The organism is Streptomyces sp. NPDC050416, from assembly GCF_044458845.1.
Taxonomy (GTDB): Bacteria; Actinomycetota; Actinomycetes; order Streptomycetales; family Streptomycetaceae; genus Streptomyces.
Genome location: NZ_JBITII010000007.1, coordinates 317,242 through 332,947, shown reverse-complemented (window position 1 = coordinate 332,947; position 15,706 = coordinate 317,242). Strand labels below are relative to the sequence as shown.

The following is a 15,706-nucleotide window of genomic DNA, read 5'->3' as shown; positions in this document are numbered from 1 at the left end:
GCAGGGCACCGCATGGCCCCCACCATCGCCCACGGCGCCGAGTCCGCCTACGACTACGTCATCGTCGGCGGTGGCACCGCCGGCTGCGTGCTCGCCGCCCGCCTGAGCGAGGACCCCGACTGCCGCGTCTGCGTCGTCGAGGGCGGCCCCAGCGACGTCGGAGACGAGCGCATCCTGCGCCTGCGCAACTGGATCAACCTGCTGGGCTCGGAGTTCGACTACGGCTACACCACCGTCGAGCAGCCGCGCGGCAACTCCCACATCCTGCACTCACGGGCCCGCGTCCTGGGCGGCTGCTCCTCGCACAACACCCTGATCAGCTTCCTGCCGCTGCCGCAGGACCTCGACGACTGGGTGAGCCGGGGCTGCTCCGGCTGGGACCCGGCGACGATCCTCCCCTACCGCGACCGGCTGCTCACCCGGATCGTCCCGGTGGCCGAGGCCGACCGCAACCCCATCGCCGAGGACTTCGTCACCGCCGCCTCCCGCGCCCTCGGTGTCCCCGTCGTCGACGACTTCAACGCCGAGCCCTTCGCCGACGGCACCGGCTTCTTCTCCCTGGCCTACCAGCCCGAGGGCAACCTGCGCTCCTCCGCGTCCGTCGCCTACCTGCACCCCGTCCTGCACCGGCCCAACCTCACGCTCCTGCTGGATACCTGGGCGCACCGGCTGCTCCCGGACGAGTCGGGCCGGCTGACCCGTGTCGCCGTCCGGGGCGCCGACGGCGAACCCGCCGCCGTGCGGGCCGAACGCGAACTCCTGTTGTGCGCGGGCGCGATCGACACCCCGCGCCTGCTGATGCTCTCCGGCATCGGCCCGGCCGGCGACCTGCGCGCCCTCGGCATCAACGTGCGGGCCGACCTGCCCGGCGTGGGCGAGAACCTGCTGGACCACCCCGAGTCCGTGATCGTCTGGGAGACGGAGGGGCCGCTGCCGCCCAACTCCGCGATGGACTCCGACGCCGGCCTGTTCCTGCGCCGCGACAAGGGCCAGCCGCGCCCCGACCTGATGTTCCACTTCTACCAAGTGCCGTTCACCGTCAACACCGAGCGCCTGGGCTATCCCGTGCCGCCGTACGGGGTGTGCATGACGCCGAACGTGCCGCGCGCCCGCTCCACCGGCCGCATGTGGCTGCGCAGCAACAACCCCGCCGAGCATCCCGCCCTGGACTTCCGGTACTTCACCGACCCCGAGGGGCACGACGAGCGCACCATCGTGGACGGGCTGAAGGTCGCCCGCGAGGTCGCTGCCACCGACCCGCTGCGCGACTGGCTCGTCCGCGAGGTCGCGCCCGGCCCGGACGTCGTCTCCGACGCCGACCTGTCCGAGTACGGCCGCCGCGCGGCGCACACCGTCTACCACCCGGCGGGCACCTGCCGCATGGGCGCCCCGGACGACCCGATGGCCGTCTGCGACGCGGAGTTGAGACTGCTCGGTGTCGAGGGCGTGCGGATCGTCGACGCGTCGGTGTTCCCGACGATGCCGACCATCAACCCGATGGTGACCGTGCTGCTCGCCGCCGAACGCGCCGCCGACCTGATCCTCGACCGGCCCGGACCCGAGGAACAGGAGGCCCGGACGTGACCAGTTCGCAGCCCCCCGCCCCGGTGGCCGGGACCGCCTCGGCAGAGCGTTCGTGCTGGCCGGCTGCGGACCCTCGTCTCGCTGATCTTCGGCGAGATCGTCGCCCAGTACCCCATCGCCGGCGGTGTCTATCCCTGGGCGCGGCGGCTGTGGGGCAAGCGGTGGGCGTGGACGACCGGCTGGGTGTACATGTGGGCGCTGCTGGTGACCATCACCTCCGTCGCCTACGGCGCCGGCCCCTACATCGCCATCCTCTTAGGCTTCGACACCACCGTGCACACGACCGTGCTGTGCACGGCCGTGCTCGTCGTCGTCGCGACACCGCCGAGGAGATCGCCCACCCGGGCCGCGTCATCCCGAAGGCGATGCGCCGCACCATCTACATCGGCGGTGCCGCGGCCACGTTCACCTGCATGTCGCTGCTGCTGTCGGTCACGGACTTCAACGCGGTCATCTCGGGCGAGGTGGCCGACCCGGTGGTGGGCGTGCTGTACGACGCCATGGGCGAGACCGGGGCGCGGATGGTCATGGCCGTGGTGCTGATCTCCTTCCTGTCCTGCACGATCAGCCTCCAGGCCGCGGCCGGGCGGCTCATCCACTCCTACGCCCGTGACGAGATGATCGCCGGGCACCGGCTGCTGCGGCGGTTCGCCCACGCCCGCGCGGTGCCCGGCTACGCGCTGTTCGTCTCCGCCGCGGTGCCGCTGCTCATCGCCTTCGCCTCCCTGTTCTCCGAGGACGCCCTCACCAACATCGTGTCGTTCGCGATCCTCGGGATCTACGGCTCGTTCCAGATGGTGGTGCTGGCCGCGCTCGCGCCCGGCTCAAGGGGTGGCGTCCGGCGGGCGAGTTCACCCTGGGCCGCTGGGGCCTGCCGGTGAACATCGGGGCGCTGGCCTACGGCGTCTTCGCCATCGTCAACATCTCCTGGACCCGCAGCCCGGAGAAGCCGTGGTACGCGAACTGGATCGTCCTGCGGTGCGGTGCGGTGGTGGTGGGCAGCGGCGTGCTGTACATGTTCACCACCCACCACTACGGCCGTGGCGACGCGGCCGCCGGTGACGCCGTGCCGAAGGACGAGGCCGTATCGAAGGACTGACGTCCCCGCTTCAGCGCCGGAGCAACACCTTGCGGGTGGCCCGGGCCAGCCGGTGTACCGGGCGCCGGGATCGGGGCGCAGGTCCCGACCGCTCCAGCCACCACTCCCGCAGCTCCCGCCGCGCCGCGGCGTCCCCCGGCCGCCCGGCGGACAGCAGGTGTTCGGCGAAGGCGAGCGCGTCGCGCCGGTAGCCGCCGGTCATCGGCTGCGTCTGGGCGTACGTGAGGAAGGCCGTACGGTAGTCCGCCCCCAGGATCTCTGGCAGCTCGGGCGCGACCTTCGCCACGACGTCCGCCCGCTTCGCGGCGAGCGCCCGTGCCTGTACGCCGACCCGCACCCGGTCGAACCCCTCGGGCACGGGCGTCCCCGCGACCAGCGCCGACAGCAGCGCGGCCTGCGCGACCCCGAGCCGCTGCCGGGCCTCGTCGGTACCTCTGTGTTCGGGCCGGCCGGTGGCGCCCCGTGTCGCCCCGGCCGCCCCGGTCTCATGGCCCTGCGGCGTCCCGGCTGCCACAAGCGGCTCGCGCCGCTCACCCAGGGGGCCCGCATCAGGCATCTCCGGCGTCAGCGTGCCGACGGCCCCCGGCGTGGCTGCGTCGCTGCGCGCGGGGGCGCCGGCGCGGACCTCGCTTCGGCCTCTGGCCGCTGTGCCCGGCGGCTGGGCCTCGCTTCGGCCTCCGGGCGCTGTGCCCGGCGGCTGGGCCTCGCTTCGGTCTCCGGGCGCTGTGCCCGGCGGCTGCGCCTCGCTCCGGCCCCCCGGCGCGGCCCCCGGCCGCGCTGCGACCGCGTGGGCAGCCGCGCGCACCTCCGCCTTCACCCGCTCGACGGCCCCCGCCTCCACGGCCCGCCGGATCGAGGCCAGTTCGGCCTCCAGCTCCGCCGGTTCCGGGAAGTTCTCGTCGCGTTCCAGCAGAATCCCCGGAGGGGACACGCGGGACGCGAGGTCGGTCAGGATGTCCAGGACCGGCCGGGGGACGGGGTGGGCGTGGCTGTCGTGCCAGACGCCGTCGCGTTCGAAGCCGCCGGCGACATGGACGTAGGCGATGGCCTCCAGGGGCAGCTCGGCCAGGGCCTTGGCCGGGTCCTCGGCGCGGTTGACGTGGTTGGTGTGCAGGTTGGCCACGTCGATGAGGAGCCGGACGCCCGTGCGGTCGGCGAGCTCGTACAGGAACTGGCCCTCCGTCATCTCCTCGCCCGGCCAGGAGATCAGCGCGGCGATGTTCTCGACGGCCAGCGGCACCGGCAGCGCCTGCTGCGCGATGCGCACGTTCTCGCACAGCACGTCGAGCGCGTCCCGGGTCCGGGGGACGGGCAGCAGATGGCCCGCCTCCAGGTGCGGCGTCGCCGTCAGGGAACCACCGGCCCGTACGAACGCGATGTGCTCGGTGACCAGCGGAGAGCCGAGTGCCTCCACCCGCTCGGCCAGCGCGGTCAGACGGCCTTCGTCGGGCCGGTCCGCGCCCCCGAGGCCGAGCGAGACGCCGTGCGGCACCACGGTGACGCCGCGTTCGCGCAGCCGCCGCAGCGAGTCGGGCAGATGCCCGGGGCAGACGTTCTCGGCCACGGTCTCGACCCAGTCGATGCCCGGCATGCGCTCCACGGCGTCCGCGATCTCCGGTCGCCATCCGATGCCCGTCCCCAGTCGCTCCATCGTCCCCTCCTCCGCACCGCCGGTTCCTCGAACGTGAGGGGGGTATGGCCCAGCCGCCCGCCCCCGAACCCCGCCATGGGCGCCTTCAGAGGAACATTTGAGGTTCGGGCCGCCGACGGCACCGGCTCCACAGGCGGCCGTAGGCCCCACCGACGGAGGTACCGGGGTCGCGCCACCTCCTGAAGCGTCGTAGACCGGACGCATGAGCGATGGCAGCGAACAGGCGGCCCCGGCCTCGACCCGGTGGGTGTGGGCCGCCGCCGGGGGACTGGTGGTCGCCGTCGGCACGGCCTATTTCCTGCTCCCGCTGGAGGGCCTCGGCGACGACCGCTCCTGGCTGGGCTGGCCGCTGTTCGCCCTGTGTCTGGGGCTGCTGGCCGCGCTGCTGCTGCGCCAGGTGCGCGACGTCGTGCTGGAGAAACCGCACACCCGGCCCGGCGTCATGATCCCGCTGCTGATGTGCCTGGCCGTGCTGGTGTTCTCGTCGGGGTACTACACCCTCGCCCAGCGGCCGGGCCAGTTCACCGGCCTGAGCACCCGCGTCGACGCGCTGTACTTCACCGTCGTCACGCTCGCGACCGTCGGCTACGGGGACATCACCCCGAGCGGGCAGGAGGCCCGCCTGGTGGCGGTCGCTCAGATCCTGTACACGTTCGTCTTCCTCACGGCGGCGGCCACCGCGCTCTCGCGCCGGCTGCACGCGGTGGTCGCCGCGCGCGACCGGCGTCCGCCGCCCTCCTGACCCTGGACGGCCGGGGGGGCTGGGGCGACGTCTACGCCGCGCGGGTGGAGCGGTAGTTGAACAGCGACCACAGCACGAACAGGCCGGTCAGGATCATGATGATCGACCAGAACGGCTGGTACGGCAGCCACATGAAGTTCGCGATCAGCGCCAGTCCGACCACGATCGCGCCCACGACCCGGGCCCAGGTGACCCCGGTGAACAGGCCGAACCCGGCCGCCACCACGAGCACACCGACGACCAGGTGGATCCAGCCCCACGCGGTCAGGTCGAACTCGAAGACGTACTCGCCGAAGCTCGTGTACACCTCGTCGTCGGCGATGGCCGTGATGCCCTGGAGCACCGCGAACAGGCCGTAGACGACCATCAGGGTGCCGCCGAGAGCGAGACCTCCGGTCGCCAGGGGGTCGCCGGGGCCACCGGGCGTCCGGTCGTCGGGGGCGGGCGGAGCGGGGGGAGGGGGCGCGGCGCTGGTCATGGCTGCCTCCTGGTCGGGTTGTCTGGTAACCCCACTGGAGCACCCGGCCGCGACCGGCGCGCCTGCGGCTACTCCGAACGGGTGGCCACCGGGCCGCCCGGAGCGTACGGTTCCCGGCGCAGCGCCGGGTGGTCCGCGACCACCGTGCACGAGCCGGGCGCGATTTCCGTGAACCCCGCGTCGCGGACCAACGGCAGCCCGCTGCCCGTCAGTCCGGGCCAACGGGCCGGGTCGGCCGTCCGCACGGCGAGCGGGAAGCCCGCGTCGTGCCAGGCGGCCCGCTCCTCGTCGGGCAGCTCCCACCAGGCCAGTTGCGCGGCGTGTCCGGCCTGGGCCATCGCCTTGCCCGCCGACATGCCGAGGTCGGGGTTGAGCCACAGCACCGGAGCGGCAGGGTCCGCCTCCACCGGCGGTTCGGGGTCGTCCAGGTCGGTGCCGGAGACCTGGAGGCGGGCCAGGTCCTTGGGCCAGCCGTCCAGCGGGACCGGCGGGAAGACCCGCACCTCGGCAGCCTTGCCGGTGACCGTGATGCCGGGCAGGGCCTCGGCCCGCCGCCACTCGGCGCCGCGCGCCCGCCGCACCACCTTGCGGATCCGCGCGTCCTGCCAGTCCCGCACCGCCTGCGCCCACGGGCCGTCGCCGGCCGACCGCTCGTCGCTGAGGATCGTCAGCACGGCCCGCGCGGCCGTCTCCAGCGCGTCCGTGCGCGCCGGCGGAGCCGCCCGCTCGATCCGCACGACCAGCGGCAGCACGAACTGCGGTGCCGTGTCGCGGTCCGAGGGCTCGGAACGGAAGGGGCTGTCACTCACGGGCGTCGGGTCTTCGCTCACGAATCCCAGTGTGCCAGCCGGAAGATCGTGGAGGATGGGCCCATGCGACCCGACCTCTGCCTGGAGAACGCGGGCCGCCGCTACGGCCTGCGCGGCCCCTGGGTGCTGCGCGGCGTCGACCTGACGGTGGCCCCTGGCCGGCTCGTCCGCGTCGAGGGCGCCAACGGCACCGGCAAGTCGACCCTGCTGCGGCTGCTCGCCGGCATCGACGCCCCCAGCGAGGGCCGGATCACCGGCCGCCCGCGCACCGCCTACGTCCCCGAGCGGTTCCCGTCGGCCCTGCCGTTCACCGCCGCCGGTTACCTCACCCACCTCGGCACCGTCCACGGCCTGACCCGCACGGGGGCCGCCCGTGCCGCCGCCGAGTGGCTGGAGCGCCTCGGGGCCGCCGCGTACGCCGGGACGCCGATGGCCCGGCTGTCGAAGGGCAGCAGCCAGAAGGTCGCGGTCGCCCAGGCCCTGCTGGCGGAGCCCGAGCTGCTGGTGCTGGACGAGGCGTGGACCGGTCTGGACAGCGACGCCCGCGCCGAGTTGGAGCGGGCGGTCGCCGAACGCACGGCGGCCGGCGGATCCGTGGTGTTCGTCGACCACGACCCGCGCCGCCTCGCGGGCCTGCCCGACGCGACGTACACCGTGCGCGACGGGAGCCTCGTCGAGCGTGCCGAGCCGGGACCGCCGCCGTCCGGACCGCAGGTCACCGTCGAGGTTCAGGGCCCGCCGGGCGGACGGCTTCCCGACGACGTACGTCGGACCGTCACCGCCGCCGAGGAGACCGCGCCGGGCAGCCACCGGCTCACCGTCCCCGCCCCGCACTCCGACGTCCTGCTCCGCACCCTGCTCACGGCCCGCCCGCCCTGGCACGTAGTGCGCGTGGAGCGGCAGGCCGACGCCCCCGGGAGCCGCCGATGACCGCCCTCCTGCACTACCACGCCGCCCTGCTGCTGCGCTCCCAGCGCTGGCTGCCGCCGTTCCTGCTGTACGCCGCCTTCCTCGCGATCAGCGTCCAGGCCGGGCAGCCGGTGCTCGACTCGCTCGGCTACACCGCCGCCGCGCTGCTGCCCGTCGCCGCCTGGCTGGCACGGATCTGTGTCACGGCCGAGCCGCAGGCCGCGCGCGGCTGCGTGGCGGCGGCCGTCGGGCCCGCGCGCGCTCATGTGGCCTGCCTGCTGGTCGCGTTGTCCGGCGCGGCGGCGCTCGGCACGGTCGCGACCCTCGGCGTGACGCTGCTGAGCGCTCCGGTCACCTCGGACCACCGCACCCCGGTGCCGCTCGCCCCCGCCTGCGGGGCCGGGCTGCTCGCCGCCCTGGCCTGCGCCCTGCTCGGCACGGCCGTCGGCGCGCTCACCAGCCGGCCGCTGCTGCGCTCCCGAGGCCGTGCTGTCCTGGCGCTGCTGCTCGCGGCGCTGCTGTCCCTCGTCGCGACCGGATCCCCGGCGCAGGCGGCGGTGCAGGGCCTGGTCACCGGCTCACGGTCGGGGACCGTCCCGCTGCCGCTGCTGCCCCTGGCCGCGGCAGCCCTGGCCACGGCCGCCGCGCTGGCCCTGGCCGGTGCGCTCGCCGCCCGCAGATCACCCTGAGCAGGCGGTGCGCTGCGCCTCCTGCCATTCACACACGGGGCAGAGGGTGATGCCCTTGTACGACTCCGGGTACTCCGTCGGCTCCCGGCACAGCACGCACTCCGCGTACGGCGGCCCGTCGGCCCGGGGCGGCCTGGTCGCGTCGATCAGGCAGTAGTCGTCCTCGCTCATACCTCCAGCGTAGGCCCGGGCGTCACCCGGCCGTCAGAGGTCCCGCTGCTCCAGCGGCTTGGTCGCCGGGCCCTGGATGACCTTGCCGTCCGTGTCGAAGCGGGAGCCGTGGCAGGGGCACTCCCAGGCGCGTTCGGCGGAGTTGAAGGCGACCAGGCAGCCAAGGTGGGTGCAGCGGGCGGAGACGGAGTGCAGGTTGCCGTCCTCGTCCCGGTAGACCGCGAGGCGGTGGTGGCCGTCGGCGCGGACCACGGCCCCCTCGCCGGGCGGCAGGGACTCCACCGGCGGCGAGGGCCGCAACCGGTCCCCGACGAAGTGGCCCGCGACCTTGGCCTGGGTCTTGAGGAACGACGGCGCCTCCCGCACGGCGGGCTTCAGCCGGCGCGGGTCGTACAGCCCGCTCCACTCGCGCTCCTCGCCGGTGATCTGCGCGGCGAGGAGGCTGCCCGCCATGATGCCGCCGGTCATGCCCCAGCCGCCGAAGCCGGTGGCCACATAGGCGTGCCGGGCGCCCGGGTGCAGGGGGCCGACCATCGGCACGGTGTCGGTCGGGCTGTTGTCCTGGGTGGCCCACCGGTTGGTGACCTCCAGGTCCGGGAAGTGCTCGACGGCCCAGGCGGTGAGGCGTTCGAAAGCGGCCCGTGGGTCGCCCGTGCCCGGCGTGAAGTGCTCACCGGTGACGATGAGCAGACGCCGGTCCCCGTCGTACGGTGCCGTGCGCACCGAGCGGGTGTTCTCGTCGGGCGTGATGAACATGCCGCCCGGGTCCTGGTCCGCGGGGATCGTCCCGGCGACGACCAGTTCGCGCTTCGGCGTGAGCCGGGTGAACAGCAGGGCCCGGTCGAAGATCGGGTAGTGCGTCGCGACGACGACGTCCCGGGCCCGCACCGTCGCCCCGGTCGTGGTGGACAGCCGGCACGGCTCGCCCTCGTCCAGGCCGAGGACCGTGGTGTCCTCGAAGATCCGCCCACCGCGCTCGACCAGGTCGGCGGCGAGCGCCAGCAGGTACTTGCGGGGGTGGAACTGGGCCTGGCCGGTGACCCGGACCGCGCCCGCCACCGGGAAGGGCAGCCCGGTCTCCTCCACGAACGCGGCGGGCAGTCCGGCCTCGGCGGCCGCCCGCGCCTCGGCACGCAGCTCGTCGACCCGGCTCGGGTCACACGCGTACGTGTAGGCGCTCCTGGCCTCCCAGTCGCAGTCGATGCCCAGTTCCCCGGCGATCCCGGCCGCGCGCTCGATCGCCTCGGACTGCGAACGGGCGTACAGCCGCGCGCCCTCGGGGCCGCGGGTGCGGCGCAGCTTGTCGTAGACGAGTGTGTGCAGGGCGGTGACCTTGGCGGTGGTGTGCCCGGTGACCCCGGCCGCGACCCGCCCGGCCTCCAGCACCGCCACGCTCCGCCCGGCCCGCGTCAGTTCCCACGCCGTGCTCAGTCCGGCGATCCCGGCGCCGATCACCGCCACGTCGACGTCCAGGTCCTCCGCCAGGGCCGGATGGCGGCCGTCCGGTGCGGTCTCCATCCAGTACGAGCTGCTGACCTGCTGCTTCTCGCTCATGAGCCACCGAGTACCCCCGACCGTCCGCTTCAGTGTTCGGCATGTCGCTTTACAGAGGGGGCCTGCAGGACTAACGTACAACCAAATGGTTGTAGATGTGGTGGGGCTGAACGACGAGACGGTGGACCGGCTGTTCCACGCCCTGGCCGACACCACCCGCCGGGACATACTCCGCCGCTGCGTGCGCGGGGAGCTGTCGGTCTCGCGGCTGGCCGAGGCCTATCCGATGAGCTTCGCGGCGGTGCAGAAGCACGTCGCGGTGCTGGAGCGGGCCGGCCTCGTAACGAAGCAGCGCAGCGGACGGGAGCAGCTCGTGCGCACCGACCCCGACGCGGTGGGCCGCGCCCGCCAGGCCCTCGACGAACTCGAGTCGGCGTGGCGCGGACGCGTGGACCGGATGGCCCGGCTGCTCGCGGAGGACCCCGGCAGTCAAGAGCCGGCGGCGCCCGGCATCGAAGGACCGGGAGCTCCCGGTACCGAAGAGAACGACACCCCGGAAGGACCCCGGAGATGAGCGTCACCAGTGTCGACAAGGACCTCGACAACCTCACCCTCACCCTGATCGCCGACTTCGCCGCCCCCGTGGAGCGGGTGTGGCGGCTGTGGGCCGACCCCCGGCAGCTGGAGCGCTGGTGGGGCCCGCCGACCTACCCGGCGACCGTGGAGGAGCACGACCTGACCCCCGGCGGACAGGTCACGTACTTCATGACCGGCCCGGAGGGCGACCGGCACCGCGGCTGGTGGCGGATCACCTCGGTCAGCGAGCCGACCTCCCTGGAGTTCACCGACGGCTTCGCCGACGACGACGGAAAGCCCAAGGACGACATGCCGACCATGTCCGTGACGGTGCGGCTCAGCGAACACGGCGGCGGCACCCGGATGGAGATGCGCTCCCTCTTCGACTCCCGTGAGCAGATGGAGCAGCTGGTCTCCATGGGCATGGAGGAGGGCCTGAAGGAGGCCGTCGGCCAGATCGACGCCCTGCTGGCCGCCTGACCGCCCGGATCAGGATCGCCGCCCCGGTCAGGACTCCCGCAGCAGCCGTTTCCGGCACTCCGCCACGTCGAAGTCCGGCTCCGGATACCGCGGATCCAGCTCTCGCAGATGCTCCAGGAGCAGCGTGCTGACCGCCCAGTTGCGGTACCACTTGTGGTCGGCCGGGACGAGGTACCAGGGCGCGTACGAGGTGCCGCAGCGTTCCAGGGCCCTCTCGTAGGCGTCCTGGTACGCGGGCCACAGGGCGCGGTCGTCGATGTCGGACGGGGCGAACTTCCAGCGCTTCTCCGGCTTGTCGAGGCGCCTGAGCAGGCGGCGGCGCTGCTCGCCGTAGGAGATGTGCAGAAAGCACTTCACCAGCGTCACGCCGTCGTCGGCGAGGGACCGCTCGAAGCGGTTGATCCGCTCGTAGCGGCTCTCGACCACGGCGCGGGGCGCGAGTTCCCGGACCCGGGTGACCAGCACGTCCTCGTAGTGCGAGCGGTCGAAGATGCCCAGTTCGCCGGGGTGCGGGAGCGCCTTCTCCACGCGCCACAGGAAGGAGTGCGCGCGTTCCTCGGCGGTCGGAGCCCTGAACGCCGTGATCCGGCAGCCGGCCGGGTTGAGCAGGCCGATGACGTGCTTGACCGTGCCGCCCTTGCCGCTGGTGTCCATGCCCTGCAGGACCAGCAGGACGCGGCGCCGGTCGCCCGCGGTGCTCGCCGCCCACAGCCGTTCCTGAAGGCCGGCGAGCCGCTCGCCGATCCGGGCCGTGGCCGCCTTGCCCGCGGCCTTGCCGTCCGGGCCGCCGGGGGTGGCGGCGGCATCGTGCCGGGACAGGTCGACCGGCTCACCGGCGGGGAGGCGCAGCCGCTCCCGCAGCGAGGCCCCGCGCTCGTCCCCGTCCTGCCTCTCTCTGTCCTTCTCCGTCACCGGGCCGCCTTCCGGTCCTGTGCCTCGATCGTCCGCCGAGGCGCCGGCTCGCGCATCCGGCGCCCCGGACGGGAATGGAGCCGTGCTTACCGGCGCCAGGGGCCCGTCACCGCGAACGTGGTGCCGGGGGTGTAGCAGTTGACGTACATCGTGTCGCCGTCGGGCGAGAAGGTCACCCCGGCGAACTCGCCCCACTCGGGCTCCTCCGGGGTGCCGATGTTCTGCCTGCCCCGGGCCATCGGGTACACCTCGCCGCGCCGGGTGACGCCGTAGACGTGCTGGGCGCCGTTGCCGTCCTCGCAGACCATGAGGCCGCCGCTGGGCGCGAGGCAGATGTTGTCCGGCGACTCTCCCGGCAGCTGGACGTCGGTGTCCGGGCCGAAGACGATCACCAGGGTGAGCCGTCGCCGGTCCGGGTCGTAGCGCCAGATCTGCCCGAAGTGGTCGGCCGCCGACCCCTGCGCGCTGCGGGCGAACGACGACACGAAGTACACCGACCGGCCGCCCCAGTAGCAGCCCTCCAGCTTCTGCGCGTGCGTGATGCCCCCGCGGCCGAAGTCCTGGAGCCGGATCGGGGTCTGCGCCGCCCGCGGGTCCGGTACGTCCACCCACTCGATGCCGTCGAACTCCGCGCCGATGTCCTGGATCGAGGACAGGTCGGGCACGCCGGGCACGCGCATGGCCTGGAGCCGGCCGCCCGCCCGCAGTGAACCCCGTCCGCCGAGCGGCCGGTCCGGCAGGAAGCGGTAGAACAGGCCGAAGGGCTTCTGGAAGGCGTCCTCAGTCTCGTAGACCACGCCCCGCCGGGGGTCGACGGCGATCGCCTCGTGCTGGAAGCGGCCCATCGCGGTCAGCGGCACGGCGCCCGTGCGGTGCGGGTCGGCCGGATCGACCTCGAAGATGAAGCCGTGGTCCTTCGTGTAGCCGTTGGTGCCCGCCCTGTCCTCGGTCTCCTCGCAGGTCAGCCAGGTGCCCCAAGGGGTAGGGCCGCCCGCGCAGTTCACGGCCGTGCCGGCGATCGCGACACGTTCCGACAGGACGTGGTTGCGGGAGTCCAGCGTCAGGGCCGTGCAGCCGCCCTTGCCCGCCGGGTCGTAGGTGAGGCCCTCGACCGTCGGGACGGGGACCCTGCCGTCGGCGCGGTTCTCGTGGTTGCGGACCAGATGGACCCGGCCGCCTCTGCCCGCGAAGGCCGACATGCCGTCGTGGTTGGAGGGGACCGCGCCCTCGCCGGAGCGCAGGGGGTCCCCCTCGCGGGACAGGACCCGGTAGCGGAAGCCCTCGGGCAGGTCGAGCAGGTCCTTCGGGTCGGGGACGAGCGGTCCGTAGCCGCCGCCGTGGCCGAGGTCCTGGGCGGCGGCGGTGCCGGCGAAGAGTTCGGTCAGGGCACCGGAGAACGCGATCCCGACGCCCAGGGCGCCCGTCCCGGCGAGTACCTGACGTCGTGTGGCGATACGACCGGATTTGGTCATGGGGAAACCTTCCTGCTGGCGGACAGGAACTGTGATCCCGCTGTGTCTATCACCTGGTGCGGGTCGCGGGAACCACGCGCGTAGCGTGGCTCACCGCTCGACCGCGTGCCGCAGCTCGTCGATGGCCTGTTCGGTCGTGTCGACGGGGTGGTCCGCCGGCGCCGGTGCCGGCCGGCTCCCCTCCTGGTGGGCCTCTTCCTGGTGGCCCGACTCCTGGTGGCCTCTCTCCAGGAACCGCAGCAGCTCCACCGGGATGGGCAGCACCAGTGTGGAGTTCTTCTCCGCCGCCACGGCCATGACCGTCTGGAGCAGGCGGAGTTGGAGCGCGGAGGGTGTGTCGGCCATCTGCTGGGCGGCCTGGGACAGCTTCTTCGAGGCCTGGTACTCGGCGTCGGCGTTGATCACCCGGGCCCGCCGCTCCCGGTCGGCCTCGGCCTGGCGGGCCATGGACCGCTTCATCGTGTCCGGCAGGGACACGTCCTTGATCTCCACGCGGTCGATGGTCACGCCCCACTCCACCGCCGGGCTGTCGATCATCAGCTCCAGGCCCTGGTTGAGCTTCTCCCGGTTGGACAGCAGGTCGTCCAGTTCGCTCTTGCCGATGATCGAGCGCAGGGAGGTCTGCGCCATCTGGGAGACGGCGAAACGGTAGTCCTCGACGTTGACGACCGCGGCCGCCGGGTCCACGACCTTGAAGTACACGACCGCGTCGACCCGCACGGTCACGTTGTCCCGGGTGATGCCCTCCTGGGCGGGCACCGGCATGGTCACGATCTGCAGGTTGACCTTACGCATCCGGTCCACCGCGGGGACGATCAGATTGAACCCGGGCCGCCGCACCTCACCGTGCAGCCGCCCGAGCCGGAACACGACCCCGCGCTCGTACTGCTTGACGATCCGCGCCGCCGAGGCCAGATACACCAGCCCCCCGGCTCCGGCCGCCGCCACCGCCCCGACCAGCTCTTCGACCATGCCGACCTCCCCGTCCAGAGGTCCCGATTCGTCTATTGCTGTAACGATATGCCTGGAACAGGGGTCGGGGCCATGCCCGAGGAGCCGGGCCGTACACACGAAGGTCCGGGGCGCACCGCTGGGGTGCGCCCCGGACCAGGGGATGTCGGAGGAGGTTCCGGCTACGTCACTACGCGGCCGTGACCTTCTCGGCCTCCGGTGCCGGCTCCGGCTCCGGTTCCGTGACCTTCACCGGCTCCGTGCCCGTCGCGCTGTGGCGTTCGGCCCAGCTCTCCAGGGCCGTGCGGCAGGCGTGGTCGAGGTGGTGCAGACCCGAGAGGTCCAGCTCGACCGGGCGGTCCTGGGGCAGGCTCTCCAGGCTGTCGAGGATCTTCGGCAGCCGCAGGAACGTCGCGTTGCCCGACAGGTACGCCTGGATCGGGCCGGCGCCCTTGTCGATGACCTCCAGCTTGACGTGCGAAGCCTCCCAGGCGGTCTTGACGACCGACAGGGCCAGACCGATCAGGACGCCCTCGAACATGTTCACCGCGACGATCGACACCGCGGTGACCACGAGGATCAGCGCCTCGCCCTTGTGAGCCCGCCACAGCGCCACGACCTGGCGGAACGGGATCAGCTTCCAGCCCGCGTGCACCAGGATGCCGGCGAGGGCGGGCAGCGGGATCAGGGCCAGGGCCCACGGCATCGCGGCGGCGAACAGCAGCAGCCACACGCCGTGCAGCACTCGGGACGCCTTGGTCTTCGCACCCGCGTTGACATTCGCCGAACTGCGGACGATCACCGCGGTCATCGGCAGCGCGCCGAGCAGACCGCACACGGTGTTGCCCGCGCCCTGGGCGATCATCTCCTTGTTGTACTGGGTGCGCGGACCGTCGTGCAGCCGGTCCACGGCCGCCGCGCTGAACAGGCTCTCCGCCGAGGCGATCAGCGCGAACGCGATGATCGTGCCCCAGATGGCCGGACCGGCCAGCTCGCCGAGGGCGTCGGTCCCGGGCGGCTGGATGACCCCGAGCAGGCCCTCCACCTCGACCGTGGCGACCGGCAGGCTGAAGGCGAGCGTGGCGAGCGTGGCCAGGACCACGGCCGCGAGGGCACCCGGCACGGACTGCACGGCCTTCGGCAGCTTCTTCCACAGCACGATGACGGCGATGGTGCCGGCGCCGATCGCGAGCGAGATCAGGGCCTCGGTGCTGCCCAGGGCGTCGGTGAACGCCCCCGGCAGCCCCGCGATCTTGCCGATGCCGGACTCCGGCGCCTTCAGGCCCGCCGCCGCGTAGATCTGCCCGGCGATGATCACCAGGCCGATGCCGCAGAGCATGCCCTCGACCACGGAGACGGATATCGCCCTGAACCAGCGGCCTATCCCGAAGAAGCCCATGGCGAGCTGGAGCAGACCGGCCATCAGCACGATCACACCGAGTGCGGCCACCCCGAACTCGCTGACGGCCTCGAAGACCAGCACGGTCATGCCCGCGGCGGGCCCGGACACCTGGAGGCTGCTGCCGGGCAGCAACCCGGTGACGAGGCCGCCCACGATGCCGGTGATCAGGCCGAGTTCGGCCGGGACGCCGGAGGCGACGGCCACGCCGATGCAGAGCGGCACGGCGACGAGGAAGACGACGATGGAGGCGAGGAAGTCCTGCCTCAGGTAAGGGAACTTGGTCATGG

Annotated in this window: 17 protein-coding genes and 1 pseudogene; 9 read left to right on the top strand and 9 right to left on the bottom strand. The window is 73.1% G+C overall.

Going from position 1 to position 15,706, the window contains the following annotated elements:
• Positions 1-12 precede the first annotated feature (12 nt).
• The 4 genes and pseudogenes from ACIBL4_RS23670 to ACIBL4_RS23655 all read left to right on the top strand — a co-directional run bounded on the left by ACIBL4_RS23670 (position 13) and on the right by ACIBL4_RS23655 (position 2,683).
• A complete protein-coding gene (locus ACIBL4_RS23670; RefSeq protein WP_399413155.1) occupies positions 13-1,584 on the top strand; it encodes a GMC family oxidoreductase in 1,572 nt (523 codons plus the stop codon).
• 63 nt (positions 1,585-1,647) lie between these two features.
• Positions 1,648-1,842 (top strand): annotated as a pseudogene (locus ACIBL4_RS23665) (amino acid permease); the annotation flags it as partial.
• A 32-nt stretch (positions 1,843-1,874) separates the two neighbouring features.
• Positions 1,875-2,465, top strand: a complete 591-nt coding sequence (locus tag ACIBL4_RS23660; protein WP_399413153.1) for an amino acid permease — start codon at positions 1,875-1,877, stop codon at positions 2,463-2,465.
• The gene (locus ACIBL4_RS23655) at positions 2,462-2,683 is read left to right on the top strand and encodes a hypothetical protein (protein WP_399413151.1); all 222 of its coding nucleotides are present in this window, start codon (positions 2,462-2,464) and stop codon (positions 2,681-2,683) included. The genes ACIBL4_RS23660 and ACIBL4_RS23655 overlap by 4 nt, the downstream gene beginning before the upstream one ends.
• A 10-nt stretch (positions 2,684-2,693) precedes the next feature.
• Here the strand turns inward: ACIBL4_RS23655 and ACIBL4_RS23650 are convergent, their stop codons facing one another.
• The gene (locus ACIBL4_RS23650) at positions 2,694-4,334 is read right to left on the bottom strand and encodes a DUF692 family multinuclear iron-containing protein (protein ID WP_399413149.1); all 1,641 of its coding nucleotides are present in this window, start codon (positions 4,332-4,334) and stop codon (positions 2,694-2,696) included.
• 202 nt (positions 4,335-4,536) lie between these two features.
• Here ACIBL4_RS23650 and ACIBL4_RS23645 point away from each other — a divergent pair, with 202 nt between their 5' ends.
• On the top strand, positions 4,537-5,076 hold the full coding sequence (locus tag ACIBL4_RS23645) for a potassium channel family protein (RefSeq protein WP_399413147.1): 540 nt from the start codon (positions 4,537-4,539) through the stop codon (positions 5,074-5,076).
• A gap of 31 nt (positions 5,077-5,107) precedes the next feature.
• Here the strand turns inward: ACIBL4_RS23645 and ACIBL4_RS23640 are convergent, their stop codons facing one another.
• On the bottom strand, positions 5,108-5,554 hold the full coding sequence (locus ACIBL4_RS23640) for a hypothetical protein (RefSeq protein WP_399413145.1): 447 nt from the start codon (positions 5,552-5,554) through the stop codon (positions 5,108-5,110).
• 68 nt (positions 5,555-5,622) lie between these two features.
• Complete coding sequence (locus ACIBL4_RS23635; protein WP_399413143.1) at positions 5,623-6,384, bottom strand: peptidyl-tRNA hydrolase; 762 nt, start codon at positions 6,382-6,384, stop codon at positions 5,623-5,625.
• Between the two features lie 42 nt (positions 6,385-6,426).
• Here ACIBL4_RS23635 and ACIBL4_RS23630 point away from each other — a divergent pair, with 42 nt between their 5' ends.
• Together ACIBL4_RS23630 and ACIBL4_RS23625 are read left to right on the top strand one after the other, a co-directional pair.
• Entirely contained in the window at positions 6,427-7,293 is an 867-nt protein-coding gene (locus ACIBL4_RS23630; RefSeq protein ID WP_399413141.1) for an ATP-binding cassette domain-containing protein, read from the top strand.
• Complete coding sequence (locus ACIBL4_RS23625; protein ID WP_399413139.1) at positions 7,290-7,961, top strand: ABC transporter; 672 nt, start codon at positions 7,290-7,292, stop codon at positions 7,959-7,961. The genes ACIBL4_RS23630 and ACIBL4_RS23625 overlap by 4 nt, the downstream gene beginning before the upstream one ends.
• Here ACIBL4_RS23625 and ACIBL4_RS23620 read toward each other — a convergent pair.
• Both ACIBL4_RS23620 and ACIBL4_RS23615 read right to left on the bottom strand, forming a co-directional pair.
• Positions 7,953-8,132, bottom strand: coding sequence for a hypothetical protein (locus tag ACIBL4_RS23620; RefSeq protein WP_010034064.1), 180 nt, complete (start codon positions 8,130-8,132; stop codon positions 7,953-7,955). The two genes, ACIBL4_RS23625 and ACIBL4_RS23620, sit on opposite strands and share 9 nt — an antisense overlap.
• Before the next feature lie 33 nt (positions 8,133-8,165).
• Positions 8,166-9,686: an FAD-dependent oxidoreductase gene (locus tag ACIBL4_RS23615; protein WP_399413136.1), complete on the bottom strand. Its 1,521-nt coding sequence runs from the start codon at positions 9,684-9,686 to the stop codon at positions 8,166-8,168.
• An 85-nt stretch (positions 9,687-9,771) separates the two neighbouring features.
• Between ACIBL4_RS23615 and ACIBL4_RS23610 the strand changes: the two genes are divergently transcribed.
• Together ACIBL4_RS23610 and ACIBL4_RS23605 are read left to right on the top strand one after the other, a co-directional pair.
• Entirely contained in the window at positions 9,772-10,200 is a 429-nt protein-coding gene (locus tag ACIBL4_RS23610; protein WP_399413134.1) for an ArsR/SmtB family transcription factor, read from the top strand.
• Entirely contained in the window at positions 10,197-10,682 is a 486-nt protein-coding gene (locus ACIBL4_RS23605) for an SRPBCC domain-containing protein (protein ID WP_399413132.1), read from the top strand. The genes ACIBL4_RS23610 and ACIBL4_RS23605 overlap by 4 nt, the downstream gene beginning before the upstream one ends.
• 27 nt (positions 10,683-10,709) lie before the next feature.
• On the opposite strand, the gene ACIBL4_RS23600 is transcribed toward ACIBL4_RS23605, so the two are convergent.
• The 4 genes from ACIBL4_RS23600 to ACIBL4_RS23585 form a co-directional block, all read right to left on the bottom strand.
• Positions 10,710-11,594 (bottom strand): PPK2 family polyphosphate kinase, encoded by an 885-nt coding sequence (locus tag ACIBL4_RS23600; RefSeq protein WP_399413130.1) that lies wholly within the window; start codon positions 11,592-11,594, stop codon positions 10,710-10,712.
• An 86-nt stretch (positions 11,595-11,680) separates the two neighbouring features.
• Positions 11,681-13,066, bottom strand: coding sequence for a PhoX family protein (locus ACIBL4_RS23595; RefSeq protein WP_399413128.1), 1,386 nt, complete (start codon positions 13,064-13,066; stop codon positions 11,681-11,683).
• Between the two features lie 90 nt (positions 13,067-13,156).
• The gene (locus ACIBL4_RS23590; RefSeq protein ID WP_399413126.1) at positions 13,157-14,038 is read right to left on the bottom strand and encodes a slipin family protein; all 882 of its coding nucleotides are present in this window, start codon (positions 14,036-14,038) and stop codon (positions 13,157-13,159) included.
• Positions 14,039-14,207: 169 nt separating this feature from the next.
• Positions 14,208-15,704, bottom strand: a complete 1,497-nt coding sequence (locus ACIBL4_RS23585; protein WP_399413124.1) for a SulP family inorganic anion transporter — start codon at positions 15,702-15,704, stop codon at positions 14,208-14,210.
• Positions 15,705-15,706 lie beyond the last annotated feature (2 nt).